At 71.0% G+C, this 26,186-nt stretch carries 28 protein-coding genes; 15 read left to right on the top strand and 13 right to left on the bottom strand.

Annotated features, from left to right (window positions below; all coding sequences use genetic code 11):
* Positions 1–36: 36 nt before the first annotated feature.
* Complete coding sequence (locus ABGB18_RS38095; protein ID WP_347700531.1) at positions 37–720, top strand: TetR/AcrR family transcriptional regulator; 684 nt, start codon at positions 37–39, stop codon at positions 718–720.
* Here ABGB18_RS38095 and ABGB18_RS38090 read toward each other — a convergent pair.
* Together ABGB18_RS38090 and ABGB18_RS38085 are read right to left on the bottom strand one after the other, a co-directional pair.
* On the bottom strand, positions 717–1,535 hold the full coding sequence (locus tag ABGB18_RS38090; RefSeq protein WP_347700530.1) for a MaoC/PaaZ C-terminal domain-containing protein: 819 nt from the start codon (positions 1,533–1,535) through the stop codon (positions 717–719). The genes ABGB18_RS38095 and ABGB18_RS38090 overlap by 4 nt on opposite strands.
* Position 1,536: 1 nt before the next feature.
* Complete coding sequence (locus ABGB18_RS38085) at positions 1,537–2,448, bottom strand: SDR family oxidoreductase (RefSeq protein ID WP_347700529.1); 912 nt, start codon at positions 2,446–2,448, stop codon at positions 1,537–1,539.
* Positions 2,449–2,521: 73 nt separating this feature from the next.
* On the opposite strand from ABGB18_RS38085, the gene ABGB18_RS38080 reads away from it, so the two are divergent.
* The 3 genes from ABGB18_RS38080 to ABGB18_RS38070 are packed head-to-tail and all read left to right on the top strand — an operon-like array spanning position 2,522 to position 5,554.
* Positions 2,522–3,952 (top strand): MFS transporter, encoded by a 1,431-nt coding sequence (locus ABGB18_RS38080; RefSeq protein WP_347700528.1) that lies wholly within the window; start codon positions 2,522–2,524, stop codon positions 3,950–3,952.
* 22 nt (positions 3,953–3,974) lie between these two features.
* Entirely contained in the window at positions 3,975–4,391 is a 417-nt protein-coding gene (locus ABGB18_RS38075; protein WP_347700527.1) for a thioesterase family protein, read from the top strand.
* Positions 4,388–5,554 (top strand): MFS transporter, encoded by a 1,167-nt coding sequence (locus ABGB18_RS38070; RefSeq protein WP_347700526.1) that lies wholly within the window; start codon positions 4,388–4,390, stop codon positions 5,552–5,554. Before ABGB18_RS38075 ends, ABGB18_RS38070 begins: the two co-directional genes overlap by 4 nt.
* Here the strand turns inward: ABGB18_RS38070 and ABGB18_RS38065 are convergent.
* The 4 genes from ABGB18_RS38065 to ABGB18_RS38050 all read right to left on the bottom strand — a co-directional run bounded on the left by ABGB18_RS38065 (position 5,549) and on the right by ABGB18_RS38050 (position 9,195).
* Positions 5,549–7,057 carry a glycoside hydrolase family 13 protein gene (locus tag ABGB18_RS38065; RefSeq protein ID WP_347700525.1) on the bottom strand — a complete coding sequence of 503 codons (1,509 nt, stop codon included), beginning with the start codon at positions 7,055–7,057 and terminating at the stop codon, positions 5,549–5,551. The genes ABGB18_RS38070 and ABGB18_RS38065 overlap by 6 nt on opposite strands.
* A gap of 18 nt (positions 7,058–7,075) precedes the next feature.
* Complete coding sequence (locus tag ABGB18_RS38060; RefSeq protein ID WP_347700524.1) at positions 7,076–7,456, bottom strand: globin; 381 nt, start codon at positions 7,454–7,456, stop codon at positions 7,076–7,078.
* Positions 7,457–7,502: 46 nt separating this feature from the next.
* Positions 7,503–8,366, bottom strand: coding sequence for a mechanosensitive ion channel family protein (locus ABGB18_RS38055; protein WP_347700523.1), 864 nt, complete (start codon positions 8,364–8,366; stop codon positions 7,503–7,505).
* Positions 8,367–8,910: 544 nt separating this feature from the next.
* Complete coding sequence (locus ABGB18_RS38050) at positions 8,911–9,195, bottom strand: hypothetical protein (RefSeq protein ID WP_347700522.1); 285 nt, start codon at positions 9,193–9,195, stop codon at positions 8,911–8,913.
* Between the two features lie 273 nt (positions 9,196–9,468).
* Between ABGB18_RS38050 and ABGB18_RS38045 the strand changes: the two genes are divergently transcribed.
* The 5 genes from ABGB18_RS38045 to ABGB18_RS38025 all read left to right on the top strand — a co-directional run bounded on the left by ABGB18_RS38045 (position 9,469) and on the right by ABGB18_RS38025 (position 15,834).
* A complete protein-coding gene (locus ABGB18_RS38045; RefSeq protein WP_347700521.1) occupies positions 9,469–11,022 on the top strand; it encodes an XRE family transcriptional regulator in 1,554 nt (517 codons plus the stop codon).
* Positions 11,019–11,507, top strand: coding sequence for a GNAT family N-acetyltransferase (locus ABGB18_RS38040; RefSeq protein WP_347700520.1), 489 nt, complete (start codon positions 11,019–11,021; stop codon positions 11,505–11,507). The genes ABGB18_RS38045 and ABGB18_RS38040 overlap by 4 nt, the downstream gene beginning before the upstream one ends.
* Positions 11,508–11,845: 338 nt before the next feature.
* Complete coding sequence (locus ABGB18_RS38035) at positions 11,846–13,060, top strand: DMT family transporter (RefSeq protein ID WP_347700519.1); 1,215 nt, start codon at positions 11,846–11,848, stop codon at positions 13,058–13,060.
* Between the two features lie 255 nt (positions 13,061–13,315).
* Positions 13,316–14,956 (top strand): tetratricopeptide repeat protein, encoded by a 1,641-nt coding sequence (locus tag ABGB18_RS38030; RefSeq protein WP_347700518.1) that lies wholly within the window; start codon positions 13,316–13,318, stop codon positions 14,954–14,956.
* An 86-nt stretch (positions 14,957–15,042) separates the two neighbouring features.
* Complete coding sequence (locus tag ABGB18_RS38025; protein ID WP_347700517.1) at positions 15,043–15,834, top strand: hypothetical protein; 792 nt, start codon at positions 15,043–15,045, stop codon at positions 15,832–15,834.
* Between the two features lie 145 nt (positions 15,835–15,979).
* On the opposite strand, the gene ABGB18_RS38020 is transcribed toward ABGB18_RS38025, so the two are convergent.
* The gene (locus ABGB18_RS38020; RefSeq protein ID WP_347700516.1) at positions 15,980–16,378 is read right to left on the bottom strand and encodes a helix-turn-helix domain-containing protein; all 399 of its coding nucleotides are present in this window, start codon (positions 16,376–16,378) and stop codon (positions 15,980–15,982) included.
* Positions 16,379–16,411: 33 nt separating this feature from the next.
* Here ABGB18_RS38020 and ABGB18_RS38015 point away from each other — a divergent pair, with 33 nt between their 5' ends.
* A complete protein-coding gene (locus ABGB18_RS38015) occupies positions 16,412–17,293 on the top strand; it encodes an LLM class F420-dependent oxidoreductase (protein WP_347700515.1) in 882 nt (293 codons plus the stop codon).
* Positions 17,294–17,338: 45 nt separating this feature from the next.
* Positions 17,339–18,295, top strand: a complete 957-nt coding sequence (locus tag ABGB18_RS38010) for an SDR family NAD(P)-dependent oxidoreductase (protein ID WP_347700514.1) — start codon at positions 17,339–17,341, stop codon at positions 18,293–18,295.
* 4 nt (positions 18,296–18,299) lie between these two features.
* Here ABGB18_RS38010 and ABGB18_RS38005 read toward each other — a convergent pair whose 3' ends face one another.
* Together ABGB18_RS38005 and ABGB18_RS38000 are read right to left on the bottom strand one after the other, a co-directional pair.
* Entirely contained in the window at positions 18,300–18,932 is a 633-nt protein-coding gene (locus tag ABGB18_RS38005) for a DUF47 family protein (RefSeq protein WP_347700513.1), read from the bottom strand.
* Positions 18,933–18,973: 41 nt separating this feature from the next.
* Positions 18,974–19,930 carry an inorganic phosphate transporter gene (locus tag ABGB18_RS38000; protein ID WP_347700512.1) on the bottom strand — a complete coding sequence of 319 codons (957 nt, stop codon included), beginning with the start codon at positions 19,928–19,930 and terminating at the stop codon, positions 18,974–18,976.
* Positions 19,931–20,146: 216 nt separating this feature from the next.
* Between ABGB18_RS38000 and purU the strand changes: the two genes are divergently transcribed.
* On the top strand, positions 20,147–21,001 hold the full coding sequence (gene purU, locus ABGB18_RS37995; RefSeq protein ID WP_347700511.1) for a formyltetrahydrofolate deformylase: 855 nt from the start codon (positions 20,147–20,149) through the stop codon (positions 20,999–21,001).
* A gap of 7 nt (positions 21,002–21,008) precedes the next feature.
* Here the strand turns inward: purU and ABGB18_RS37990 are convergent, their stop codons facing one another.
* The 4 genes from ABGB18_RS37990 to ABGB18_RS37975 form a co-directional block, all read right to left on the bottom strand.
* On the bottom strand, positions 21,009–21,422 hold the full coding sequence (locus ABGB18_RS37990; protein WP_347700510.1) for a cupin domain-containing protein: 414 nt from the start codon (positions 21,420–21,422) through the stop codon (positions 21,009–21,011).
* Positions 21,419–21,766 carry a VOC family protein gene (locus tag ABGB18_RS37985; RefSeq protein ID WP_347700509.1) on the bottom strand — a complete coding sequence of 116 codons (348 nt, stop codon included), beginning with the start codon at positions 21,764–21,766 and terminating at the stop codon, positions 21,419–21,421. The genes ABGB18_RS37990 and ABGB18_RS37985 overlap by 4 nt, the downstream gene beginning before the upstream one ends.
* Positions 21,767–21,771: 5 nt before the next feature.
* Positions 21,772–21,948 (bottom strand): helix-turn-helix domain-containing protein, encoded by a 177-nt coding sequence (locus tag ABGB18_RS37980; protein WP_347700508.1) that lies wholly within the window; start codon positions 21,946–21,948, stop codon positions 21,772–21,774.
* A gap of 247 nt (positions 21,949–22,195) precedes the next feature.
* Entirely contained in the window at positions 22,196–24,253 is a 2,058-nt protein-coding gene (locus ABGB18_RS37975; RefSeq protein ID WP_347700507.1) for a prolyl oligopeptidase family serine peptidase, read from the bottom strand.
* 281 nt (positions 24,254–24,534) lie between these two features.
* On the opposite strand from ABGB18_RS37975, the gene ABGB18_RS37970 reads away from it, so the two are divergent.
* The 3 genes from ABGB18_RS37970 to ABGB18_RS37960 are packed head-to-tail and all read left to right on the top strand — an operon-like array spanning position 24,535 to position 26,089.
* The gene (locus ABGB18_RS37970; protein ID WP_347700597.1) at positions 24,535–25,041 is read left to right on the top strand and encodes an HNH endonuclease; all 507 of its coding nucleotides are present in this window, start codon (positions 24,535–24,537) and stop codon (positions 25,039–25,041) included.
* 42 nt (positions 25,042–25,083) lie between these two features.
* Entirely contained in the window at positions 25,084–25,884 is an 801-nt protein-coding gene (locus tag ABGB18_RS37965; protein ID WP_347700506.1) for a GNAT family N-acetyltransferase, read from the top strand.
* A gap of 4 nt (positions 25,885–25,888) precedes the next feature.
* Positions 25,889–26,089, top strand: coding sequence for a zinc ribbon domain-containing protein (locus ABGB18_RS37960; protein ID WP_347700505.1), 201 nt, complete (start codon positions 25,889–25,891; stop codon positions 26,087–26,089).
* Positions 26,090–26,186 lie beyond the last annotated feature (97 nt).

The following is a 26,186-nucleotide window of genomic DNA, read 5'->3' as shown; positions in this document are numbered from 1 at the left end:
CAGATTCTAGAATTTGTTGGAGTTAGGATGGCTCGCATGGCACGGAAGTCGTCGTGGGAGTGGAGCCGTACGGCCCAGACCCGCCAGAGCATGCTGCACGCGGCTCGCGAGGTCTTCAGCGAGCACGGCTTCGCCGACTCCAATGTCGCCGAGGTGGTCTCCCGCGCCGGATCCAGCGTGGGCAGCCTCTACCACCACTTCGGCGGCAAGACCGAGCTCTTCCTCGCGCTCTACGAGGACCACCAGGCGGCGCACGAGCAGGCGTCGGCCGCCAGCGTGGCCAAGGCCAAGAAGTCGGGGGTCTCCGACCCGGTCGAGTTGCTGATCGCGGGGGCGCGGGCCTACCTCGCGGGGGCGTGGGAGCGGCGTGACCTGGTCAGGTTGTTCATCGACGGTGACGGGCCGCCGGGGTTCGAGCTGATCCGCCGCACCCGGGGCCGCGAGTGGGTGCGCCAGAACGCCGTGCTGCTCGGGGCCGGGGGCGACCCGCTCGACCGGTTCACCGTGGCGGTGCTGACCAGCATCATCGGCGAGGCCGCCCGCGAGGTCGCCACCTCGGACACGGAGGAGGAGGCCAAGGAGGTCATCGAGGCCGCGATGACCCTGATCCGCCGCCTCGACCCCCTCCAGGTGCTCGACGAGGGCCAACCCGAAGCGCCCGGCGAGGACCGGCCCAAAGCGATCAAGGACCGGCCCCAGGCGACCGAGGGCCGGCTCTAGGCGATCGTGGCGCGGCCGCGATCGAGCACCACCGTCCCGTCGTCCTTGGCCGTCCTGAACAGCACCCCTGCCCCGTCCACCCAGATCGACACCGTCAGCGACTCCCCGGGGAACACCGGGCTGGTGAAGCGCCCCGACATCGCCCGGAACCGCCCGGGGTCCGAGCCCGCCACCGCGTGCAGCAGCGCCCGCCCCGTCACGCCGTACGTGCACAACCCGTGCAGGATCGGGCGGTCGAAGCCGGCCCGGGCGGCGAACTCCGGATCGCTGTGCAGCGGGTTGTAGTCCCCGGACAGCCGGTAGATCAGCGCCTGCTCCGGCAGGGTGGGATAGGTCACCTTGTGGTCGGGCGCCCGGTCCGGGGCCGACCAGTCGTCGCGGGGGCCGCGGTCGCCGCCGAAGCCGCCCTCGCCCCGGATGAAGACCGAGCTGCGGCCCGAGATCACCGGCTCGCCGGTCTCCAGGTCCACCGCCGTGGCCTCGGTGGTCACCAGCGCGCCCGAGCCCTTGTCGTAGATGCCGGTCACCTTCGTCGTGGTCCGCACGCCACCCGCCGCCGGCAGCTCCCGGTGCAGCTCGAAGGCCTGCTCCGCGTGCACCAGCCGGGCCGGGTCGTAGTCGCCCAGCCGCCGCCCCGGCGCCTGCGCGGCCAGCACGGCGAACGTCGGCAGCACCCGCTGCCCCTTCTCCGTGGTGAACTCCAGCTCGGACAGGCCGGCTCCGACGCCGAGCGCGTACAGCATGGTGTCCTTGGCGGTCCATGTGCGCTCGTGAGGCTGCCCCTCGACGCCGATCAGGGTGTGGTCGAGCGCCATGTCAGTCCTCCCGCCCGGGGATGCGGCCGTTGGTCATGGCGTTGGGCGCGGCCTTGTCCACCAGGGCCGGGATGACCGCGCCCAGCTCGGCCGGGTCCCAGCGGCCGCCCTTGTCGACGGCGGGGCCGGCGTGCCAGCCCTCGGCCACGCTGATCATCCCGGCTCGTACGTTGAACACCCGCCCGGTGATCCCCCGGGCCTCGGCGCTGGACAGCCAGACCACCAGCGGGGCGATGTCGTCGGGGTCGGCACCGGTCGAGCCGGTCGACCCGGCGGGGCGCATGAGCCCGGCGGTCATGCGGGTGAGGGCGGCGGGGGCGACGGCGTTCACGGTCACGCCGTAGCGCTCCAGCTCGCGCGCCGCGATGACGGTCAGCCCCGCGATGCCCGCCTTGGCGGCGCCGTAGTTTCCCTGCCCGGGGTTACCGTAGATGCCGGAGGACGAGGTCGTGTTGATGATCCGGGCGTCGACCGGTTCGCCCGCCTTGGCTCTGGCCCGCCAGTAGGCGGCGGCATGGCGCAGCGGCGCGAACGTGCCACGCAGGTGCACCCTGATCACGGCGTCCCACTCGTCGGCGGTCATGTTGACGAGCATCCGGTCGCGCAGGATGCCCGCGTTGTTGACCAGCACGTCCAGGCGGCCGAAGTGCTCGATGGCCGTGTTCACCAGCCGCTCGGCGCCGTCGAAGTCCGAGACGTCCTCGCCGTTGACGATCGCCTGGCCTCCCATGGCCTCGATCTCCGCGACCACCTCGGCGGCGGCTCCGGACGAGCCCGTGCCGTCGACCTCCGCGCCGAGGTCGTTGACCACCACCCTCGCGCCCTGGCGGGCGAACTCCAGCGCGTGCCCGCGCCCGATGCCCCTGGCCGCACCCGTGACGATCACCACGCGGCCCTCGACTATCCCGCTCATCCGACACCTCGATCCTTGACCGGCTGACGATTCGAATTAGATTCTAGTATCAAAATCTAGAAAGGATAGGTCTTTGCTGGCTACGACCACCCCTGTCGGCTATGCCTGGCGAACGCTGTCCGTCGTGAGCCTGGCCAGCGTGCTGACCGGGCTCGGCGGCAGCGCGATCAACGTCGCCCTGCCGGAGATCGCCCGCCACACCGGCGCCGACGCCACGGCGGCCGGCTGGATCCTCCTGGGCTTCCAGTTGACCACGACCGTCCTCATGGTGGTATTCGGGCGGCTGGCGGACATGTTCGGCCGGCGCACGTTGTACCTGTGCGGGCTGGCCACGTACACGGTGGCGGCCCTGCTCGCGGGCCTGTCGCCGAACCCCTGGGTGATCGTGGCCATGCGGGTGGTCCAGGCGGCGGGCGCCGCCATGTTGCTCACCAACAGCGCCGCCCTGGTCAGCGACGCCTTCCCGCGCGAGAAGCTGGGGGAGGGGATGGGGGTCTACGTGGCCTCGTTCTCGATCGCGGGGCTGATCGGGCCGACGCTGGGCGGGGTGCTGGCCGAAAGCCTGGGCTGGCGGTGGGTGTTCTGGTTCAACGTGCCGATCGGGCTGGTCTGCCTGGTGTGGGGCGCCGTCGTCTTGCGGCGCGTGCCGCCGGCGGGCCGCGACCGCGGCCTCGACCTGCCGGGTAACGTGCTGGTTCTGGTCGTGCTGGGCGGGCTGCTGCTGGCGCTGTCGGAGTTCACCCGGCTCGGCTGGGGGCATCCGTTGGTGCTGGGCGGGCTGGCGGGGTTCGCGGTCGGGTTGCCGCTGTTCCTGGCCAGGCAGGCGCGGGCCGCGCATCCGGTGGTGGATCTGGGGCTGTTCCGCGAGCCGGCGTTCGCCTTCGGCACGCTCGCCTCCTTCCTCAACGCCGTGGCGCGCATGGGCATGGTGTTCCTGGTCGCGCTCTACTTCCAGGCCGTGCGCGGCGATGACCCCGTACAGGCCGGGTTGAAGGTGTTGCCGCTGGCCGTGGCGGCGATGACCGCGTCGGTGAGCTCCGGCTTCCTGCAGCGCCTGCTGAGCGCCCGCACGCTGGCCGTGGCCGGGGCCGCGACGACCACCTGCGGGCTGCTGGTCATGCTGGCCGTGATGACCTCGACCACCCCGTACCCGGCGGTGGCGCTCGGGCTGGTGCTCATCGGGCTCGGCTCCGGGGTGTTCCTGCCCTCCAACACCACCGCCATCCTGGACGGACTGCCCTCCGAGCGGCTCGGCATCGTCAACGCCATGCGCCTCATGCTGCAGAACACCGGCAACGTCGTCGGCACCGGCCTGGTCCTGTCGATCATCACCGCCCCGCTGCCCGCAGCGCTGCACCAGAGCGTCTTCGCCGGCACGCTCTCCCAGCTCACGGGTGGCGCGGTCGAGCAGCTCGTGACCGGCTACCGCTGGGCGCTGGCGACCATGGCGACGATCTCGGTCCTCACCGTGCTGGCCTGCCTGGCCCGGCGCAAGGTTTCGTGAACGATACCGGTACGGTTGCTGAGTGGTTGAACGTTCCCAGGCCCAGCGACACGTCTATCCCCGCACGGTGAGATTCGCCGACATCGACTCCCAGGGGCACGTGAACAACGTCCGCTTCCTCGACTACCTCGAAGACGCCCGGTTCGGCATGTTCCACATTGATCCGTACAACGCGGGCGAGACACCGTTCAAGGGCCTGGTCGTGACCCGCCACGAGATCGACTACCGCCGCCCGCTCGGCTTCCGCGCCACCCCGGTGCGGGTCGAGTCGTGGGTGACGGAGATCAGGCCGGTACGCTTCACCCTCCAGTACGAGATCCGCGACGACGACGAGCTGTTCGTCGCCGCCATGTCGGTCATCGCGGCCTACGACGTCGAGGGGGCCCGGCCCCGCAGGCTGACCGAGAGCGAACTGGCCTACCTCAAACGCTTCTCGTGAGGCGCTGGTGGATGCTGGCGCTCGGGGTCAACGCGCACGCCGGCGTCACCCTCGGCCTGTTCGGCCTGCCCCTGGTCATGCCGGAGATCGAGCGGCACTTCGGGGTCCCGCTGGCGGTGGCCGGCATCATCGCCAACGCCCCGGCCATCGGCATCCTGATCGCCCTGGTCGCCTGGGGCGCGCTGGCCGACCGGCACGGCGAGCGGCTGGTCCTCGGCATCGGCGTGGGAGCGGCGGCCCTGTTGTTCGCCGCCGTCGCGTTCGTGGCCCAGACCTGGGCGGTCATCGCGCTGCTGGCCCTGGCCGGCGCGGCGGGCTCGGCCGCGATGGTCGGCGGCGGCCGCATCGTGCTGCGCTGGTTCCGGCCGCCGGAGCGGGGCGTCGCCATGGGGCTGCGCCAGGTCTCCTTCACCCTGGGCATGGCCGTCGGCGCCTTCGCGCTCCCGCCGGTGGCCCAGGCCCACGGCCTGCCCGCCGTGCTCATCGTGTGCGCCTGCGTGAGCCTGCTGGCCGCCGTACTGGCCGCGCTCTTCCTGGCGGAGCCGCCGCAGCCGATCCAGGAGTCCGGCACGGCGCCGGCGGGCCCGCCGTACCGGCAGCCGGCGCTCTGGCGGGTGCACGCCACCAGCGCGTTACACGTGGTGCCGCAGGTCGTGGTCAGCACCTATGGGGTGACGTGCCTGGTGCGCCTGTACGGCTGGGACGACGTGGGGGCCGGGCAGCTCTTCGGGGTGGCGGCGATCGGCGGGGCGGCGGTGCGCATCGCGGTCGGCCGCTGGTCCGACCGGACCGGGCTGCGCATGCGGCCTTTGCTGCTGCTCACCCTCGCCACCCTGGTCGTGCTGGCGTTACTGGTGGCCGGCACGCTGACCGGCACCTGGCTCGGACCCTTCATGCTCGCGCTGGCCGCGGTGATGACCGTGGCCGGCAACGGGCTCGCCTACCTGAAGGCGGGCGAGCTCGCCGGCCCCGTCTGGGCCGGCCGGGTGCTCGGCACCCACAACACGATCCAGAACACCGTCTCCCTGCTCGTCACGCCGCTGGCCGGCGTGCTGATCACGAACACCGGCTTCTGGGCCGGCTTCGCCGCGGGCCTCGGCTGCGCGCTGCTGTCGTTACCCGTCATCCCCCTGCGGGACGAGCTCCGCGGCGAACGGTCATGACAGGCGCCGCAGCCACACCGCCGTGCCGGGAGGCAGCAGGCCCCTCCTGAGCGGACCGCTCTGCATCAGCAGGTCCTCGTGCCGGGGCAGGCGGACCGCCCTGGTGCTGTAGTTGATCGCGCAGGTCAGCGGCCCGCGGGTGAAAGAAAGCACACCCTCGGGAGACTCCAGCCACTCCAAGGTGTAAGGAAGGGATCCCACCTGGTCACGGCGTACGCGCAGAGCCCGCCGGTAGAACTCCAGCGTCGAGTCGTCGTCCCCCTCCTGCTTCTCCACGCTCAGCTCCGCGAACGAGGCCGGCTGCGGCAACCACGGCTCCACCGCGCCGGGCGAGAACCCGTGTGAGGGCGGCTCCACCGTCCACGGGATCGGTACCCGGCACCCGTCCCGGCCGGGCAGCCTGCCCTTCGACCGCAGGAACACCGGGTCCTGCCGGGCCGCCGCGGGCAGATCGGTCACCTCCGGCAACCCCAGCTCCTCGCCCTGGTAGAGGTAGGCGGAGCCGGGCAGGGCCAGCATCGTCAGCAGTGCCGCCCTGGCCCGGGCGAGGCCCGTGCCAGGGTCGGCCGTCCCGTAGCGGGTGCGGTGGCGTACGACGTCGTGGTTGGACAGCACCCAGGTCGGGGACGGGACCGACGCGAGCGTGTCGTCGATCACCTTCTTGAAGGCCGTCGGCGACCACGGCGCCTGCAGCCAGGCGAAGTTGAAGCTCTGGTGCAACTCGTCGGGCCGCACGTAGCGGGCCAGGTCCTCGGCGCTGTCGGTCCACACCTCGCCCACCGCCATGCGCCGGCCCGGATAGCCGTCCAGCAGCCGCCGCCACTCGCGGTAGACCTCGTGCACCTCGGGCCGCCCCCAGACCGGCGAGGCCGCCTTGAACGCCTGGTCGGTCGTGTCGGGCAGCCCCTCCGCCTTGTAAAGCCCCATCGCCACGTCGATGCGGAACCCGTCCACCCCGCGGTCCAGCCAGAACCGCAAAATGTCCAGGAACTCCGCGTGCACCTCGGGATTGCGCCAGTTGAGATCGGGCTGCTCGGGGGCGAACAGGTGCAGGTAGTACTGGCCGTCGGCCACCTGCGTCCACGCGGGCCCGCTGAAGGTGGAGCGCCAGTTGTTGGGCCGGTCGCGGAAGAGATAGCGGTCGCGCCCCTCCCCGCGCAGCGCCGCCCGGAACCAGGGATGCTCCGACGAGCTGTGGTTGGGCACGATGTCCACGATCACCCTCAGCCCGTGCCCGTGCGCGTCGGCGACCAGCGCGTCGAAGTCGGCCAGCGTCCCGAACGACGGATCGACGTCGCGGTGGTCCGCCACGTCGTAGCCCCCGTCTGCCATGGGGGAGCGGTAGAACGGCGTCAGCCAGACGGCGTCCACCCCCAGCCGGGCGAGGTAGGGCAGGTGCTCGCGCACTCCGGCCAGGTCGCCGACGCCGTCTCCCGAGGCGTCGGCGAAGCTGCGCACATAGATCTCATAGACGACGGCGTCACGCCACCAGGGGACTTCCATATGGCGTGTCATGCCCGTTTATGTCGGGGAGTTCACCAGGCTGTGGGCCGCGTAGACCAGATAGTCCCAGAGCTTGGTCTCCTGCTCCTCGGTCAGGTCGAGGGAGTCGACCGCGTCGCGCATGTGCCGCAACCAGGCATCCCGCTCCCGCTCGCCGATCACGAACGGCATGTGCCGCATCCGCAGCCGGGGATGCCCGCGCTGCTCGCTGTAGGTCTTGGGGCCGCCCCAGTATTGGATCAGAAAGCCCCGCAGCCGCTCCTCGGCGCCCGTCAGGTCGGGCTCCGGGTAGAGCGGCCGCAGCAACGGGTCTTCTGCGACCCCCTCGTAGAAGCGGTGCACGAGCTGCCGGAAGGTCTCCTCGCCTCCGACGGCGTCATATAGGGAGGTCTCAGTCACCCCCCAAGCTTATGTGCACCGCGGGGCGCGGGATCCTGCGCGCGTCCTACAGGAGGGCCACCATGGGGATGCCCGCGTCGTCGAGCGCCGACTTGACCCTGAGCCGGAGCTCCCTGGACACCGCCGCCTGCTGGGCGGGCAGCGTCTTGGCGGTCACCCGGAACACCAGCGAGCTGTCGGAGAGCTGCTCGACGCCGAACACCTGCGGCTGCTCCACGATCTTGGACTCCCGGAACTCGGGATCGGCCCAGATCTCCTCCGCCACGTGCTCCAGCAGGACGCGGATGCCCACGATGTCCGTGTTGTAGGCCACCGGGACGTCCACGAAGGCCCGCGACCAGCCCTGCGACTCGTTGCCGACCCTGGTGATGGTGCCGTTGCGGACATACCAGACCCGGCCGTCTATGTCGCGCAGCCTCGTGACGCGCAGGGTGACCGCCTCGACCGTGCCGACCGCGGCACCCGCGTCGATCACGTCGCCGACGCCGTACTGGTCTTCGAGCAGCATGAACATGCCCGCGATGAAGTCCTTGACCAGCTCCTGCGCGCCGAAGCCGATGGCCACGCCGAGGATGCCGACGCTGGTCAGCAGGGGAGCGATGGGGATCGTCAGCCGGTCGAGCACGGCCAGCACCGCCGTGCCCAGGATGACGATGGAGGCGATGTGCTTGAGCACCGAGCCCATGGTCTCGGCCCGCTGCTTCCGCCGCTCATGGAGCAGCGCGTCGAGCGTGTCGGTGGCCCCGCCCTTGCGGAACCTGCTGGTGATGGATCCGCCCGAGGCAGCCCGGTTGACCACTCTCGTGATGACGCGGTGCATGACCTTGCGCAGCACGATGGCCAGCACGAGGATCAGCACGATGACGATGGAGCTGGACACCAGCGGTGCCCAGGCCGCATTGCCGAACATCTCCACGAGGGTAGAGCAGATGCTGTCGTCTTGGCACATCGTCGCTATCCCCTGGACCATTTTCTCGGGATCCGGCAACCGGGGATCCTGAGGCGCGGTGATGGGCAGTGGCGACGCTGTCACCAGCAGTAACACTGGGTAGATCCCCCTCCGGAAGCGGTTCGGCCGGCCTTTTTGGACCGGTTCGATCCAAAATACAACCGACCGAACCACCCGCCGTCACATCACGCCGGGGAAGACGGGGACGCCGGCTCTCTGGGCCGCGGAGGGAGAGAGCGGACGCTCCGATGACGGGCGGCTCGGAACGGGACACACACCCGGAAGCGTGTCCCGTGCCGGTTCCGGGAGGGATCCCCCGAACACCCGCCCGGCGGACCGGGTGGGTGGCTTGCGGGCGCAGGCGGGCCGGGGGGCGGAGCCGGCGGAGTGACCAGGGCCCCGGCATACGGGAGACCCTCCGCACCGGCCACTCCACCGGCTCCGTGTTGGCCGCCGTGGGTGCGGTGAGCCGTGGTGGCTGCGCTCCACCCGGTTCACCACGTCGTCACTCCCCCACGGCGGCGAGCACGCGGGCGACCTTCGTCGCCGCACCAGCCGGATCGTCGGCCGTGTGCATCCGCTCACCCCAGGACCAGCAGTACCACCAGTCGGGTATGTCGGATACGTTGGCCGGGCGGCAGGTGACGTTCTCGGACAGACTCGTGGCGTTCGGGTTGATGACCCGGACGAACAGCCGCCCCTTCTGGGTCCGGACCACTCGTGCGAGCATTCCACGGGCGTCGAGCTCGGTCACCAGACGCTCAAGGTGCTCGAAGTTGTCGTCCCCCACTGTTCGTCCCTCCCTCGGAAACGTTGCTGGTGGGCCCAAGATGACGCATGTCAAGGCAGGGCGCAATCAGGGGGTCCTGCTCACAGGGAGTTGCTTCTCCCTCATGGGTTGTAAGAAGCAGTCCCGCGGTGGACGATCCTTATCCGTGCGCTGCGTTAGGGCATTTCCCTTCCGGCCGGCATTGGTTCATCATCTTGGGTAGGCGCACAGCAACATAGGGGCTACGCTAAGTCACCAGTTGCGACCGGTCGAGGCATCGGGAGAGGGGCCGGGATGTCCGGCAGACAGCACAGGGAGACGGAGATCGCCCGGCGGGTCAGGGCCAGGGGCCTGGCAGCCGGGCGGATCTCCGCCCAGATAGCTGATGAGATCCACGAGACGTGCGCGTCCCAGTTCAACACGACCCGGATCAAGGCGCACCGCCTTGCCTTCGGGATCGCGCTGGCTGACGTGATCGAGCAGATCAGAGCCCTGTTCGAGCGCGATGCGAAACCGATGCCGGGCATCGGGGAGACCCTGCTCTCCGCCTACGAGAGCGGGCTCAAGCGCCCCGGGCCCGAATACCTGCACTACCTGTGCACCGTCTATCGGGTGGAGCCGGGCGCGCTCGGCTTCGACGGCCCGTGCATCTGCGGCCACGGCCACCGGATGCCGGGAGTGCTGGCCATTGAGCGGGAGAAGCCGCTGGTGCCCGCCGAGCGTGAGCTCAGCCTCCAGCCGATGGTCACCGAGCCGGAGGCCCAGGAGGACGAAAACGTCCTGCGGCGCACGCTGTTAAACCTACTCAACACCGACACCAACCTGTCGGAGCAGCTCGACGGGCCCGTGTTCGGCGCGTGCGAGGGCATCAGGCGCCGGATGGACGAGACGCTCGTCTCCGCCACCGTCTCCGCCCAGATGCTCGACCAGTGGGAGGAGGCGACGATCAGCTTCGGCCGTCAATACACCACGACGGCCCCGCTCAGGCTGCTGTGCGACGTGATGCTCGAGTTGAGCGCCGTGCGCACGGCCATGTCCCGCCGCCAGCCCAACGACCTGCAGGATCGCCTGTGCAGGATGGCGGCCCAGCTCTCCGGGCTGAGCGGCATGATCATGATCAACCTGGGCGATCACCGACTGGCCCGCTCGTTCTTCCGCACCGGGCGCATGGCGGCGGACGAGACGGGCGACCGCGCGCTCCGCGCGTGGATCTGTGCCCGCGAGTCGCTCGTCCCCCTCTACTTCGGCGACGCCCGCGAGGCGCTCAACCTGGCCAAGAAGAGCCGGGACCTGGCGGGGTCCACGCCGTGCCCGGCACAGGCCATGGCACCGGTCGTCGAGGCCAGGGCGCTGGCCATGCTCTCCGGCACCGACAGCAAGAAGAAGGAGATCGTCGACCAGGCCAAGCGCGCGCTCGCCCGGGCCCGCAACGCCTTCTCCCACATGAAGTCCGAGGACCAGGAGGACGTGGCCTTCGGCTACACCGAGCGGCAGCTCTACTTCTACCAGGGCGATGTGCTCACCAAGCTCGGCCAGACGATCGAGGCCGAGGTGGTGCTCGACCAGGCGCTGACGAAATACGAGGACCACATCGTCGACCAGACGCTGATCCGGCTCGACCAGGCCCAGTGCCGCCTGCTCGACGACGACGTCGACGAGGCGCTGCGGATCGGCACGGCGGCCCTGGCCAAGGTGGGCGACGAATATCTGACCGATTTCATCGTGCGGCCCGCGCTGGCCCTCGAACAGGCGGTCATGGCACGTGACGCCCACCACCCAGGTCTGGAAGGCTACCGGGCCGAGTTGCGGCGGCCCAGGCAGCCCCAACTGAAAGGGGGCGGTGCATGAGGCTGAAGATCCGGCGCTATCGCTGGTCCGATCTCGACACCATCCTCACACTCCACCGGATCTGCCTCGCCGAGGTGGGGCTGGTCCCCGGTGACGGGGTCTACTACGACGACGACTTCCCCCGCATCCAGGACATCTATCTGGCCCGCGGCGGCGACTTCCTGGTGGGCGAGACCGGCTCGCGGGTCGTCGCCATGGGAGGCATCAAGCCCGTAGACCCGCGGACCGCCGAGATCTGCCGGTTGCGGGTCCATCCGCGGTTCCAGCGGCGCGGCTTCGGCGCGGCCATGCTGCTCGCGCTGGAGCGGCGCGCGGTGGAGCTCGGCTTCGAGAGCGTCATAGGCGACACGACGCTCAACCAGGAGGCCGCCCTGGCCCTGTACGAACGCCAGGGCTGGCGGGAGCTCTCCCGGCACCGGGTGGGTGATCTGACCGTCGTCTACGGGGAGAAGCGCCTGCTCCCCAGTGCGGTCATCGAGCTGTAGAACCGACGTCCCGCGGCCCCACGCCCCCCTGGGGCCTGCCCGTTCTCCGTTTCCCCCGGGACCTCTCCCGGCCCCCGGCGTGGCTCATCCGCCGGTAACGCGTAGCGGACAGCGACGGGCAATCTTCCGCGAAGCGGCCGAATTCCGCTGAAAGATTTCCAGGAAATCGCCGCTCCCGGTCCTCTCAGATAAAGATGTACGAACCTGCGGGTGAGGCTCTTACCACCGAGTTGTAGAGGAGCATCACCGGCTGCTGGCTGTACATCCACGGCTGCGAATAGTAGTGAGATGCTTTTGCCATGGCGGTCGTGCCCGCTCCCCGCCCCCTCTTGGGAGCCGTGCTTCTGTTGTTCGTCAGCGCCGCTTGGGGGTCGGCGTTCCCGCTGATGAAAGATCTCATCCATCGGTTGCCGGTCGAGGACCTGCTCGCTGAACGCTATCTGCTCGCCAGTCTCACGTTGCTCATCATCCGGCCTGGCAGCCTTCGAAGGCTTCCGCGGGAGACGTGGATCTACGGGGTCGTGCTCGGGCTCATGTTCGGCGTGGGGCAGACCGGTCAGGCCGTCTCGCTTCACAGCCTGCCGTCGGCGGTGTCCGGGTTCGCCGTCGGGTGCAGCGTGGTGATCACGCCGATCCTGGCGCTCGTGCTGTTCAAGTCGAAGGTGCCGCGGCGGATCTGGGCCGGGGTGGCGCTCGCGATGGCGGGCATGGCCGTGTTCACGCTGATGCGCGGGGTGGAGGACGACGCGGTCTCGGTGATCGCGCTCCTGGTCACGCTCGTCGCCGCGGCGCTCTACGCGGGACACACGCTGTTGCTGGCGCACTTGGCCAAGCGCGAGGGGAGCTTCCACGCCTACTCGCTGACCGTGATCCAGCTCTTCACCATCGGGATGCTCACCGGGGGCTTCGCGGTGCGCGACGGGGTCGAGTTGCCGGCCGGCGGGCCCGACTGGGCCATCCTGGCGCATCTGTCCGTGGTGTCGTGCGCGCTGGGCTTCCTGGCCCGCTCCTACGGGCAGGCGCACGTCCCCGCGGTGCCGAGCGCGATCCTGATGTCGTCGCAGCCCGTCTGGGTGGCCGGCATCGCGGTGATCTGGTTCCAGGAGCAGGTGGGCTGGAGCATGATCGTCGGCGGTGGCCTGATGGCGGCGGCGATGCTGCTCGCCGTCCCCGACCGCACCGCGCGGGCCAAGCGGCGCCTGGGCCGCGACGTCCACGTCATCACCGCCCGGGCCGCGCTGGTCCTGGCCGACCTGCGGGTCAAACGGGTGGACCCGCTGCCGCTCGCCCCCGGTCCGGCACCGTACATCGACAAGGGCGCCTGCACGAACGTCGAGGCGTGCCCGTGGCACACCCGCTCGCTCAAAGGCGGCGGGGAGCCCAGCCTGGAGCGGCTGATCGAGCGGGCCACCGTCATCGTCCGCGCCAGGAATCTCCCGGGGCCCGGCTGCTGCCAGTCGGTCACGCTACTCGGACGGTGCCTGTGTGACTTGATGGAAGAAACCGGGCGGCGCCGTCAGACACCTTCGCACCGCTGGTTTCGCGCCCAGTAGGTTACAAATACTCATCAAAAGGCAAGTGCTTATTATCCCTTAGCCTCCCACTTATTCGCCACAAAGCTTGATATTCGGTGTAGTGAACCAATAATGGTTAATTACCCCTAGTGGAGAGGTGCATCATGAAGCGCATCGTTGTCCGCAAGCCTGGCACCGCACGGCTCGCGGGGACCTCCAGCGTCATTCACAAGGGTGACTGAGGCGAGGTCCCACTTCAGAGTCCAGGGCGAACCGCCCGCCCGATGGGGGGCCGTGCGGCTGCTGACACCGTTGATCGACGGACACCGCCGGCCGCACGGCCCCTACACCGTCGCCGCCGCCCTGCTGCGCCACCTGGTGCCGGTGGCGCTGGAGCGATCCGGCGACCTGGTGGCGGCCCACGACGTCGAGATCCTGGCGGCCGCCCCGGAGCTGGCCGACCTCGTGCCGGCCACGCGGGTCACGATCGACGCGAGCCTGCCGGACGACGAGCGCATCCTGGTGCCCGCGCCCCGCCGCACGCTGCGGCTGGCCAACGGGCTCACCGAGTTCTTCCGCGACGCCGTGCCCCCCGGGTGCGCCCTCGCGGTGTGCAACGTCGCCGCGGCCGACCCGACGGACACCGAACTGCTGGACGTCATGACGCGGCGGATCCCGCCCGAGACCCTCACGATCATGCTGTATTCCGACGGCCCCGAGCACCCGCTCGACACCCGCGCAGCCGACGAGCTGTGGACCCAGGTCGACCGGTGCGTGCGCGAGGGCTTCCTGCACGCCGTCGTGGAGCTCGGGGAGCGCGGCATGTCCCGCACCGAGCCGGGGGGCACGCGCTGGTGGCGCTTCGCCCAGCGCACCGCGACCGCGCTCGGCGGGCTGGGGCGCGTCGAGGAGGCCCGCGCGTTGTGGGACCGGGTGCGCGGGGCCAGCCAGGACCCGGCGATGCACGCCGCGAGCGCGTACGGGACCGCCATGCTCGACGCCCGCCACCCCGACCCCGCCCGCCGCGACCTGGTCAGGGCCCGGGCCTGGATCAACGAGGCCATCGCCATCTCCGGCATCCTGCCAGAGCCCTTGGAACGTGCCTTCAAGCTCGGCTTCGACCGCAACGGCCTGGCCCTGATCGAGCTGCGGCAGGGGCGGCTGGACGCCGCGCTGTCGCTGGTCGAGTCGGCCATCGAGCTGGCCGGCGAGCTGGGCGAGCGCCATCCCCAGCACCGCATGGTGCTGCTGGCCAACCGGGCCCAGTTACTGGCCGCGCTGGGCGGCACCAAGGAGGCGCTGGAGGACTACACGGCCGCCATCGCCCTGGACCCCGCCTTCCCCGACCACTACCTGGAACGCGGGAACCTGCTGTTCAAGCTGGGACTGCACGAGGAGGCGCTGGCCGACTTCGAGCGGGCCATGCAGGCCGGGCCGCCGCTGCCCGAGGCGTACTACAACCGGGCGGAGCTGCTCGCCGTGCAGGGGCGGCTCGACGCGGCGCTCACCGACCTGGGCCGGGTGATCGAGCTGGACCCGTCCTATCTGGACGCCTACATCAACCGCGCCGGATTGCTGGCCGCCGCCGAGCGGGACGAGGAGGCCAGGGGTGACGTCACGGCCGGCCTCGCGCTGGCGCCCGGCGACCCGCACCTGCTCACGGTGCTGGGCCAGCTTGAGACGGCGGCGGGCCGGTACGCCGAGGCCGAGGCGGCGCTGGACCTGGCCGTGCGCTCCGCGCCCGAGCTCGCGGCCGCCTGGGGCAACCGGGGCGTGCTGCGGTACGCCGTCGGCGACCTGGAGGGCGCGGTCGAGGACCTGACGCGGGCCATCGAGCTCCAGCCGCAGGGCGACCTGTACGCCAACCGGGCCGTCGCCCTGCGGGCCCTGGGCCGCGAGGCCGAGGCGCAGGCCGACGACCGCCGCGCCACCTGAACACCTGATCGGCCCCCGGCGAACCGCCGGCGTGGAATGGCGCGAAGACGCGTTGGGGGAGCACTCCTGAGGTCTACGGTGGGCTCGTGGGCTTCAACGATCTGCTCGACGGCCTCGATCCGAGCGCGAGCGTCCAGGCCGCGGGCATCAGGCGCGGCTACGGCGGGCCGCCCGCCCGTGCGGTGAACGTCAAGTCGGGACTGGCGCGGCTGCGCTGCGCCTCCCTGCTCAAGCCTCTGTACGCGTGGGTGAGCGCGGCCCACATCCCCGACAGCGACCGGTGGCGCCGCCACGCCGAGCCCGCCGTGGTCATCTCCTCCAACGCCGACACGCTCAACCTGTGGCTCGCCGTCGGCCCGCGTGTCATCCTCGACGACCTCCGCCACCGCACCGGCGTCGCCTGGTCGCCGCCGGACGGAGACCCGTCACGGTTCGGGTCGGTGGAGGTGGCGGCCGAGGAGGTGGCGACCGCCTACACGGTGCTCGCCCAGGCCGCCGCCGCGGGCGAGCCGGTGGCCGGGACCGTGCTGGAGTGGATGCGCCAGGTCGGGGCGGCGCAGGCGTTCGGCGCCCGCGAGGCCATCGGGTCGCCGCCGGCCGCGATCAAGTGCGGCTGGTACGGCGCGCCCGAGGAGACGTGCCTGCGCACGCATGCCGTGGCCGTGCTGCCCCGGGGCGGCACCAGGGCCACGGTGGTGGTCGGGATGACCGCGCTGCCCTACACCGACCTGCGCGAGCGCGAGGTCTACGCGGAGCGGGTAGCCACGGGACTGTCGGTGGAGGCCGAGCACGAGAAGGTGGCCGGCGGCCTGCTGCGCGCGCTGATGACCACGACGCTCACCGAGCTGGGCCACCCGGTCACGGCCCGGCCGTCCTGACGGGCGACACGCGCGGCGGGCCGGTCGTCGTGACGGGCGACACGCGCGGCGGGCCGGTCGTCGTGACGGGCGACACGCGCGGCGGGCCGGTCGTCGTCCTTCGCGGGCTCTGTTGGGCCGGTCATGGGGAGGACATTGACCGCGATCATCCAGCCGGGGCTTGTGCGGATGCGGCGGGGATCGGCGGCTGACCGCCGCTTTCCTCGGCGAGGACCAGGGCGAGCAGGCCGGGGAAGCAGCCGTCGAACTCGGCGCGGCGCAGGCGGTTGAGTCGCCGTGAGCCCTCGTCACGCTGTTCGAGCAGGCCGGAGTGGCGCAGGACCGAGAAGTGGTGGCTGAGAGTGGACTTGGCCACAGGCAGATGGTTGAACGTGCCGCACGGCCGCGACCAGTCGGGCACCTCGGCCAGCTCGCGCACGATGCGGCGGCGCACCGGGTCGCTCAGCGCTTCGAGGGCGGCCTGGAGTGGCACGTCGAGCGGGGACGTGTGGGTCAGGCTGCGTGTCCTGTTCGACGGTGGTCGAACGCCCGGGTATCGTTCCATCTCAATCGAACATCCTATGCGGGGGGAGCGGCCGTGGACATCGGGCGCGTGGGAGTGTGGCATCCAGGCGTCGGCAGGGCGCCCGCCACGGAAGTGCGGCAGGCGGCGGCGCGGATCGAGGAGCTGGGCTACGGCTCGCTCTGGAGCAGCGATGGCTGGGGCAGCAAGGATCCGCTGGTCATGGCCGGGATCATGCTGGCGGCCACCCGGAGGATCGTCGTGGGCACCGGCATCGCCAACCTCTGGGCCAGAGACGCCATGTCCATGGCGGGCGGGGCGGTCGCGCTGACGGACGCCTACCCGGAGCGCTTCCTGCTGGGCGTCGGCGTCAGCCACGCCATGCTGGTCTCCGCCCGGGGTCATGACTACAGCAAGCCGCTCACCACGATGCGCGCCTACCTGGAGGGCATGGACAAGGCGGCGGAGCTTCTGCCCAGGTCCAGGTCGCCCCGGGTGCTGGCCGCCCTGCGGCCCAAGATGCTGGAGCTCTCCCGGGACCGCGCCGACGGCGCCCACACCTATTTCGTGCCCCCGGAGCACACCGCCCAGGCCCGCCGGATCCTCGGCCCCGACCGCCTGCTGATCCCGGAGCAGGCCGTGCTGCTGGAGTCCGACCCCGCCCAGGCCCGCGCGATCGCCCGCACCCACACGGCGATCTATCTGGGCCTGCCCAACTACCTCAACAACCTGCGTACGCTCGGCTTCACGGACGACGACTTCGCCGACGGCGGCAGCGACCGCCTCGTGGACACCATCGTGGCCTGGGGCGACCCGGAGACCATCACCGCCCGGGTCCGCGCGCACCTCGACGCGGGCGCCGACCACGTGGTCATCCAGCCCCTGTCCGCCGGAGGGCCGGACCTCGACGACGCGGTCGCCCAGCTCACCAGGCTCGCCGCGCCCCTCGGGCTGTGATCCCAGGTTTGACCTGGAGCGCGCTCCAGTTCGTACGTTGAAGGCATGACCACACCACAACACCGCATCGGGTCGGGCTTCGGTGCTCGGAGCACGGCCGACGACGTGCTCCAGGGCATCGACCTGTCCGGGAAGCTGGCAATCGTCACCGGCGGCTACTCCGGCCTCGGCCTGGAGACCACGCGGGCGCTGGCCCGGGCCGGCGCGCACGTCGTCGTCCCCGCCCGCCGCCCCGAGGTCGCGAAGGAGGCGGTCGGCGGCCTCGACGGGGTCGAGCTCGACGAGCTCGACCTGGGCGACCTCGACAGCGTGCGCCACTTCGCCGAGCGGTTCCTGGCCACCGGCCGGAGCGTGGAGATCGTCATCAACAACGCCGGGATCATGGCCTCCCCGGAGACGCGGGTGGGCCCCGGCTGGGAGGCGCAGTTCGCCACCAACCACCTCGGCCACTACGCGCTCGTCAACCGCCTGTGGCCGGCCGTCGCCCGCGGCCGTGGCCGGGTCGTGTCCGTCTCGTCCAGGGGCCACCACAACTCCGACGTCCGCTGGGACGACACCAACTTCGAGCGCGGCTACGACAAGTGGCAGGCCTACGGGCAGGCGAAGACCGCGAACATCCTGTTCGCCGTGCGGCTCGACGAGCTCGGGCGGGACGCGGGGGTGCGCGCGTTCTCGGTGCACCCGGGGTCCATCCTCACCCCGCTGCAACGCCACCTCGCCAGGGAGGAGATGGTCGCCGCGGGCTGGATCGACGAGCAGGGCAACGCCATCGACTCCACGTTCAAGACGCCCGAGCAGGGCGCTGCCACGCAGGTGTGGGCGGCGACCTCGCCGCGGCTGGCGGGCATGGGCGGCCTCTACTGCGAGGACTGCGACGTCGCCGAGTTGTACACGGAGGGGGAGCGGTCGGGGGTGCGCGACTACGCGGTCGATCCCGAGCGAGCGGCCCGCCTGTGGAGGCTGTCGGCCGGGCTCACGGGCGTCGACGCCTTCGCCGGCTGAGCGGTCACCGCTTCATCATCCCGTCGGCGATGGCGTCCGCGGCGTCGGCGATGGCCACACCGACGATCTCCAGACGGCGTACGAGCTCGCGTTCCTTCATCACGTCCGTCGTGAGCTCGCCGGAGAAGATGCGGGCGATCTCGTACTGGTACAGCCGCCGGATCGTGCCGCCCGCCTTCTTCGCCTCCCGCGCGTCCTGGACCACCGAGGAAGGGCGGGAGGCCAGGTCCCGCACGGCCTTCTCCAGGGCGTCGATGCCCACGATGACCTGGTCGAGCAGGGGAGTGAAGCGGATCTGCGCCGGCACCCGGTAGAGGTGGGACTCGCGGACGAAGTCCCGCAACGAGTCGAGCACGTCGTCGATCGACCGTGACAGCCGGAACAGGTCCTCGCGGTCGATGGGCGTGACCAGGGCCGACCTGAGCTCGTCGATGAGGCGGGAGCGCTCGGCGTCGCCGAGGTGCTCGATCGAGCGCATCTGCTCGTGCGCCCCCGTCCGGCCCACCTCGCCGCCGATCATGGCCATCGCCAGCCACGCGCCCTCCTTGGTGGCCTCCAGCTGCCCGAGCAGGGCCTCGGTGAGCGCGCTGTCCATGCGGCCGGTCATGAGGCTCCGGATCCGCCGCAGCCGTTTCACGGCCCGGCCGCCTTCCCGCACATCCGCGACCCCCTTCGTCCTCACACCGGTCCCATGCCCACGAGCCCCTTCACCAGCAGGGCCAGCGCCCAGCCGAGCAACGCGCCGGCGGGCAGCGTCAGCAGCCAGGCCAGCACGATCCTGCCGGTGGCGTACCAGCGGACCCGGCCGGTGCTCTGCGCCACGCCGGCGCCGATGAGCCCGCCCGCGATGGCCTGGGTCATGCTCACCGGCATACCCACGGAGGCGCACGCGATCGCGGCCACGCTCGCGGACAGCTCCGCCGCGACCCCGTGCTGCGGCCTGGAGGCGATGAGCTCGCGGCCGAGCGTGCGGCCCGCCCTGGGCAGGCCGTACAGGGTGCCGAGGCCGAACAGGACGGCCGCCGCCGACGTGTACGCCGGCATCGCGTCCGGCACCCCGAACGCGATCATGAACACGGCCAGCATCTTCTGCCCGTCGTTGGCCGCGTAGGCGAAGCCCTGCAGCAGGAACCCGGCCCGGTGCCAGCCGGACAGTCCCCGGGCCGTGGTCACCGCCACCAGCACCCGGACGAGCACCCAGGCCAGCAGCCCGCCCGCCAGGGGCGCCGCCAGCCCGAAGGCCAGCACCAGCGCCACCGACCCGGGCGACACCGGCAGCCCCCAGCCGGTCCCCGCCCCGGCCAGCCCGCCCACGATCGCCAGCGTGAGGCTGGTCGGACGGCCCTTGGCGCTGAGCACGCCCACCACGACCAGCGCCGAGATCACCGCGATCGTCATCGCGATCCTGCCGCCCGGCTGGTGGTAGCTGCCGAGCCTGGTCACGAACGTCACCGCCACCTGGTGAGTGATCAGCGGAACGACCGCCACCAGCAGGACCAGGGCGAGCATTCCCCGCACCGGGCGGACCGTGGGCAGCTTGAGCCCGGTCGCGAGCAGGGCGCCGCCGTCGTTGACCCCGGACACGACGGCGAACAGGCCGGCGAGCCCGACCAGTACGACGGCATCCAACGACATGAGCTCCATCCGGCCCGGGCCTCACCCCTTGTGCGAGAACTACCCGAGATCGCGGCAATGATGGACGGCCCGCCGCTCATTCGCGGGCCGCACATCGTGCGACCGAACCCGGGTCAGAGCCCCATCCCGGCGAGTACTCTCGTCCTGACCGGCGATCCGCCCCCTCCTGATCCGCCGCGGACCGCCCGACGATCCACTGCGTGAGAGTTGTGAGTCATGACCAGTCCCGCCGAATACGTCCTGACCCTGTCCTGCCCCGACCGGCCGGGCGTGGTGGCCGCCGTCTCCGGCCTGCTGGCCGCGCGCGGCTGCAACATCATCGAGAGCCAGCAGTTCGGCGACCGGGTCGAACGGCGCTTCTTCATGCGCGTGCAGTTCGCGGGAGCCCTCGGCGAGGACGAGCTCAACTCGGCCTTCGCCACGCTCGCCCCGGACTTCGCCATGGAGTTCAGACTGCGTGACATGGCCGGCAAGCCCCGGGTGCTCATCATGGTCAGCAGGTTCGACCACTGCCTCAACGACCTGCTCTACCGCGTCAGGTCCGGGGCCCTCGACATCGAGATCGCCGCGGTCGCGTCCAACCACCCCGACCTGCGGCCGCTGACGCAGTCGTACGGGATCGACTACCACCACCTGCCGATCACCCCCGAGACCAGGGCCAGGCAGGAGGCCGAGGTGCTGGCGCTGGTCGAGCACTACCAGGTGGACCTGGTGGTGCTGGCCCGCTACATGCAGGTGCTCTCCGAGGGCCTGTGCGAGAAGCTGACGGGGCGGGCCATCAACATCCACCACTCGTTCCTGCCGTCGTTCAAGGGCGCCAAGCCCTACCACCAGGCGCACGACCGCGGCGTCAAGCTCATCGGCGCCACCGCCCACTACGTGACGTCCGACCTGGACGAGGGGCCGATCATCGAGCAGGAGGTGGCGCGGGTCGATCACACCCACTCGCCCGAGGATCTCGCGGCGATCGGGCGGGACGTCGAGTGCCTGGCGCTGGCCCGTGCGGTCAAGTGGCACGCCGAGCAGCGCGTGCTGCTGGACGGCCACAAGACCGTCGTCTTCCCGCGCTGACATCCGGTCACCCGGTCCACAGCTCCGGCAGGTACTCGCAGTCGTAGCGCCGGAACAGCTCCCGCAGTTGCTCGTCGGGGCGGTCGGGCGCCGAGTGGTACTCCTCGATCAGCCGCAGCGTGCCCGGTGACATGACCACCAGGTAGCGGGCGGGGCGGGAGGCCGGGTTCCAGAAGGTGTGCGGCACGCCGGCCGGGCCCAGCACCGCCGATCCCGCCTCGGCCTCGACCTCCTCCTCGCCCCGGCGGATCCGCAGCACGCCCTCCAGCACGTACCAGATCTCGTCGTCGCGCAGGTGGCGGTGCGGGACCGCGATGAAGCCGGTGGAGGTGCCGGGGTCGGTCCACTCCACTACCAGGAACGCGCCGTCCGCCCGCCCGACCGTGCGGCCGAGCAGGGGATCGGCCTTGAGCAGGCTCATGGGCGGTACGTCCCGAAATGCCAGGGGTTGCCCTGCGGGTCCTTGCAGCCGTACTCGCGAGACCCGTAGGGCTGGTCCACCGGGCCCATGGTGATCTCGGCCCCCGCGGCCTTGGCGCGATCGTGATGGGCGTCGGGGTCGTCGACCGCGACGTAGATCCCCGGTCCGCCCGGCGTCCCCTCGCCGAGTATGATCAGGTCGTCGCCGACCAGCAGTTCGGCGTGGTCGACCACGCCGTCGTCGTTCTCGGACACCTCGCGCGCCTCGAACCCGAACGCGGTGGTCAGGAAGTCGATCGCGGCCTGGCAGTCCGGATAACGGGCCAGTGCGTAAACGGTTCTCATGGTCTTCAGGATGCCTGCTGGGCTCCCGCATGTCTTGGACGAAGCCGACCGGGTGTCGTGTCGCCGCGCACCCGGAAGTCCCGGTTCATGTGCGCCTGGTCGTAGAAGCCGCAGTCGGCCGCCACCTGCGCGATCGCGGTGCCCGAGCGCAGCATCCGCAGCGCCCGGATGAATCTGATCATCCGCGGCCGTCTTCGGCGGCAGCCCGACCTGGTCCTGGAAGCGGGCGACGAGATGGCGGTGGCTCCAGCCGAGCGAGTCCGCCAGGTCCGACACGCCCACCCGGCCGCCCGAATCCGGCAGCCGGCCCACACCGAGGGCAGCTCCGGGCCGAGTGCCGGCCCGGCTAGGGCGCGCTCGCTCAGGAGGCGGTCGGCCGGCACCGGCCGGTCCCGCCACGACGCCGTCCCGGCCAGCCGGCCGCCGAGACTACAGTCCGGTGTGCCGGGCGAGGAAGGTCAGCGTGTCGGCGGACAGGTCGACCGTCCTGCTCACCGAGCGCGCGCCGTGCCCGACCTCGGTCTCGTTGCGGAGCAGCACCGGGCGGCCGGAGGCGGAGGCGTGCTGCAGCGCCGCGCACATCTTCCAGGCGTGCATCGGGTGCACGCGCGTGTCGGACTGGAAGACGGTGAACAGCGTCGCGGGGTAGGCCACCTCTGCCCGGACGTGGTGGTAGGGCGAGTAGGCGTGCAGCCAGCCGAACTGCTCGGGGTCCTCGGCGGAGCCGTATTCGACGTTCCAGGTGGCGCCGAGCCCGAACAGCTCGTATCTGACCATGTCGAGCAGCGGCGCGGAGCAGGCGACCGCGGCGTAGAGCTCGGGACGCTGCGTCAGCGCGGCGCCCACCAGCAGGCCGCCGTTGGAGCCGCCGGAGATGCCGAGCTGCTCGGCAGTGGTCACACCGGTGGCGATGAGGTGCTCGGCGGCGGCGTGGAAGTCGTCGAACACGTTCTGCTTGTTGGCCAGCATGCCCGCGCGGTGCCACTCCTCGCCCTCCTCGCCGCCGCCACGCAGGTTGGCGATGGCGTAGACGCCGCCGGCCTCCACCCAGGCCAGCGTCGCGGCCGAGTAGGCCGGGGTCCTCGACAGGCCGAAGCCGCCGTAGCCGGACAGCATCGTGGGCCGCGGCCCCGGCGTGTCGTCGTCGGGCGAGATGATCAGCATGCGGACGTCCGTGCCGTCCTTGGACTGGTAGACCACCTGCGAGGTGCGTACGGCGGGCACTTCGACCGAGCCGGGGGCGGCGGCCCACAGCGTGGTCTCGCCGGTCCTGGCGTCGTAGCGCTGGATGTTGGGCGGCGTGGTGTTGTCGGTGTAGCCGAACCACGCCTCGTGGCCGCCCTCCGGGCGCTCCGAGAGGCCGCCGATCGTGCCGAGCCCGGGCACGGGCACCTCGCCGACGCGCTCGCCCGTCGCCAGGTCGTGCACGGTGATCTCGCTGATCGCGTGCCGGGTCCAGCCCACCAGCAGCACCGGGCGGTCGAGATCGTCGAGGATCGCGAAGTCGCTCAGCACCGCTTCGGGGTCCTCGGGGACCAGGTCTCGCCAGCTCTCGAAGCCGGGCTCGGCCGGGTCGGTGACGCAGATCCTGGCCCGCGGCGCGTCGCGGTCGGTGTGCACGTAAAGTCTGCCGTCGCGGCCGAACACCAGCCCGGACTGCGCGTCCACGCCTTCCTGCACGACCTTCAGGTCCGGCTGGTCGATGGGGGAGGCGGTCAGGTCGGCCACCCAGACGTCGTTGCGCGGCGCGGTGCCCTCGTGCACCGTCACCTGCAGCCAGCGGCCGTCGCGCGACACCCCGACGCCGTAGTAGTTGGTCATCTTCAGGCCCTCACCGAAGATCATGACGTCTTCTTCGGTGGAGGTGCCCACGTAGTGCAGGTAGACGCGGCGGTGGAACTGCGCCTCGTTCTCGGGGAGCTCGGCGCTCGGCAGCCGGCGTACGTAGTAAAATGCCTCGCCACCAGGCAGCCAGGCGATGGGGGAGTACCGGCAGCGATCGATCGGCCCCTCGACCCGCAAACCTGTAGTGACATCCATCACATACAGGATCGACTCCTCGTTGCCGCCCATCGAGATCTGGTAGGCGAGCAGACGCCCCTCCTTGTCCGGTTGGACCGCGTCGAGCGTGGTCAGGCCGGACGGGTCGATCTCCATCGGATCGATCAGCGCCCGCTCGGTGCCGTCGGCCTCGACGGCGTAGTAGACCGCGTGCTCCTGATCGGGCATGCGCCGGGAGAAGAAGTGCCGATCGCCGCGCCAGGTCGGCGCTCCCACGTTTCCTGACCTGAGCAGCTCGGCGATGCGGCTCTTGAAACGCTGCGGCTGGCTGTTCCGGGCGAAAAGCTCTGCCTGCCCGAGCAACCATCCCTTCGTCTCCGGGCTGTCGGGATCCTCGAGCCACCGGTAGGGATCGGGCACGGGCGTTTCATGCAGAATGTCGACGGTGTTTTCGCGGCGTGCTGTCGGGTACTCCTCTGGCGTCATGCAGGAACCCTACTGCCAATGAGGATGCGTAAAGCCCTGGTGAAGTGGGCATAAAACGTATCGTGCGTCCCTCTAGTCATTCCCGCTGGAGGTTTTGGGGTGGCGGGGACCACGGTGCAAACGCCAGACTTGGTGACAGGACGGTGCCGTGGTGACCATCCGCTGGACCGTCCGGCGGAGGTCCACGTGACGGAAGCACGAGTGCCCCAGGAGGGGCCGACAGTCGGGACATGCCACGGCATGTCCCCTTTGATACGCGCGCAGCAGGGAGAGGCCCGATGATGCGCCAAGTCCTGCTGCTGAATGCCACCTACGAGCCGCTGACCACCCTCTCGCTGCACCGCGCGATCGTGCTCGTGCTGCGGGAGAAGGCCGATGTCGTCCACCGTGACGGCAGGGGTGCGGTGCTGCGCTCCGCGAGCTGCAGCCTGGACGTTCCCTCGGTGATCAGGCTCAGAAGATATGTCCGCATCCCCTACCGGTCCCGCATCCCCCTGACGCGAGCCGCCCTCATGCGGCGTGACGACTACCGCTGCGCCTACTGCGGCCAGCGGGCCGAGACCATCGACCATGTCATCCCCCGGTCCAGGGGCGGCACGCACACCTGGGAAAACTGCGTAGCCTCCTGCACCACCTGCAATCACCACAAGGCCGACAAATACCTGGAGGAGCTGGGGTGGACGCTGCGTGTCCATCCCGCCGTTCCACGGGGCGCTCACTGGCGGCTCATCGGCGCGTCGCTCGTCGGAGACCCCCAGTGGGCGCCCTACCTCGAGGCCGCGGCCTGAGACCGCTTTGCCGCTGAAGGTGGCCCCTGACACCATGAGCAGGTGTGGACCTTCACCTCAGATCCTGAGGAATACGCCGCGGTCGCCGAGCCCTTCCTGCTCGGCGACCCGGTGGGCAACACCGTGCCACTGACGGTCCTGGCCGACCTGCGGGCGGGCATGCCCACCAAGGACCCCCACTTCGGCTGGTGGACGGCGGACGGCCAGGTCCGCGGCGCGGTCTTCCGCACCCCACCGCATCCGGTCGGCCTGACCGCCATGCCCGTCGAGGCCGTCGCGCCGCTGGTGGCGGCGATCGGCGACGACCTGACCGCCCTGGTGGGCCGGGTGGAGCTGACGTCGGAGGTGGCGCGGCTGCTCGGGCCGCCCCGGCGGATGGTCTCCGAACGCCTCTACCGCCTCTCCGCGCTCGCCATCCCCGACGTGCCTGGCCGGGGCCGGCTCGCGGTGCCCGGCGACTTCCCGCTGCTGGTGAGCTGGTATCACGCGTTCAGCGAGGAGGTACGGCTGGGCGAGGAGGCGGACGTGGCCGAGCGGGTGGCCCGGCGGCTGGCGGGCCGCGAGCTGTTCGTGTGGGAGGCGGGCGGGGCGCCGGTCTCGCTCGCGGCACTCTCCCCGGCGGCCGGCGCGGTCTGCCGCATCGGTCCCGTCTACACGCCGCCCTCCTGCCGCAGGCGCGGGTACGGCGCCGCCGTCACGGCCTTCGCCAGCCAGATCGCGCTGGCGGAGCGCTGCGACGACGTGGTGCTCTTCACCGACCTGGACAACCCGACGAGCAACGCCATCTACCAGGGGATCGGCTACGTGCCCGTGTCCGATCACGCCTACATCGCCTACGCTTAGTCGTATGCCGCGATACGACTTCCGCTGCCGCGCCTGCGGCTCCACGTTCAAGCTGTCCCGCCCGATGTCGGCCTCCGACGACCCGGCGACCTGCCCGGAGGGACACGACGACACGGTGAAGCTGCTGTCGACGGTGGCCATGACGGGCACCGCGGCCACCCCCAGGCAGTCCGGAGGCTGCTGCGGCGGAGGCTGCTGCTCCTAGCGGCGCCGCCCCGGGCCGGTGACGCCCGGGGCCGGCAGCCGGCTGGGGCGGGGTCCGGCCGGGCGGAGGCGCCCGGCCGGTGGTCCGCGCCCCGGGG

It is taken from the genome of Nonomuraea sp. B12E4 (assembly GCF_039871825.1).
In the GTDB taxonomy this organism is placed as follows: domain Bacteria; phylum Actinomycetota; class Actinomycetes; order Streptosporangiales; family Streptosporangiaceae; genus Nonomuraea.
This window is presented reverse-complemented; position numbering and strand designations above follow the sequence as displayed.

Excerpts from the sequence above, each read along its gene's own strand:
- ABGB18_RS38095 (WP_347700531.1), top strand. The coding sequence starts at position 37 with ATGGCACGGAAGTCGTCGTGGGAGTGGAGCCGTACGGCCCAGACCCGC.
- ABGB18_RS38090 (WP_347700530.1), bottom strand. The coding sequence starts at position 1,535 with ATGGCGCTCGACCACACCCTGATCGGCGTCGAGGGGCAGCCTCACGAG.
- ABGB18_RS38085 (WP_347700529.1), bottom strand. The coding sequence starts at position 2,448 with ATGAGCGGGATAGTCGAGGGCCGCGTGGTGATCGTCACGGGTGCGGCC.
- ABGB18_RS38065 (WP_347700525.1), bottom strand. The coding sequence starts at position 7,057 with ATGGAAGTCCCCTGGTGGCGTGACGCCGTCGTCTATGAGATCTATGTG.
- ABGB18_RS38055 (WP_347700523.1), bottom strand. The coding sequence starts at position 8,366 with ATGTTCGGCAATGCGGCCTGGGCACCGCTGGTGTCCAGCTCCATCGTC.
- ABGB18_RS38045 (WP_347700521.1), top strand. The coding sequence starts at position 9,469 with ATGTCCGGCAGACAGCACAGGGAGACGGAGATCGCCCGGCGGGTCAGG.
- ABGB18_RS38040 (WP_347700520.1), top strand. The coding sequence starts at position 11,019 with ATGAGGCTGAAGATCCGGCGCTATCGCTGGTCCGATCTCGACACCATC.
- ABGB18_RS38020 (WP_347700516.1), bottom strand. The coding sequence starts at position 16,378 with ATGGAACGATACCCGGGCGTTCGACCACCGTCGAACAGGACACGCAGC.
- ABGB18_RS38010 (WP_347700514.1), top strand. The coding sequence starts at position 17,339 with ATGACCACACCACAACACCGCATCGGGTCGGGCTTCGGTGCTCGGAGC.
- ABGB18_RS38000 (WP_347700512.1), bottom strand. The coding sequence starts at position 19,930 with ATGTCGTTGGATGCCGTCGTACTGGTCGGGCTCGCCGGCCTGTTCGCC.
- purU (WP_347700511.1), top strand. The coding sequence starts at position 20,147 with ATGACCAGTCCCGCCGAATACGTCCTGACCCTGTCCTGCCCCGACCGG.
- ABGB18_RS37990 (WP_347700510.1), bottom strand. The coding sequence starts at position 21,422 with ATGAGCCTGCTCAAGGCCGATCCCCTGCTCGGCCGCACGGTCGGGCGG.
- ABGB18_RS37985 (WP_347700509.1), bottom strand. The coding sequence starts at position 21,766 with ATGAGAACCGTTTACGCACTGGCCCGTTATCCGGACTGCCAGGCCGCG.
- ABGB18_RS37980 (WP_347700508.1), bottom strand. The coding sequence starts at position 21,948 with ATGATCAGATTCATCCGGGCGCTGCGGATGCTGCGCTCGGGCACCGCG.
- ABGB18_RS37975 (WP_347700507.1), bottom strand. The coding sequence starts at position 24,253 with ATGACGCCAGAGGAGTACCCGACAGCACGCCGCGAAAACACCGTCGAC.
- ABGB18_RS37970 (WP_347700597.1), top strand. The coding sequence starts at position 24,535 with ATGCGCCAAGTCCTGCTGCTGAATGCCACCTACGAGCCGCTGACCACC.
- ABGB18_RS37960 (WP_347700505.1), top strand. The coding sequence starts at position 25,889 with ATGCCGCGATACGACTTCCGCTGCCGCGCCTGCGGCTCCACGTTCAAG.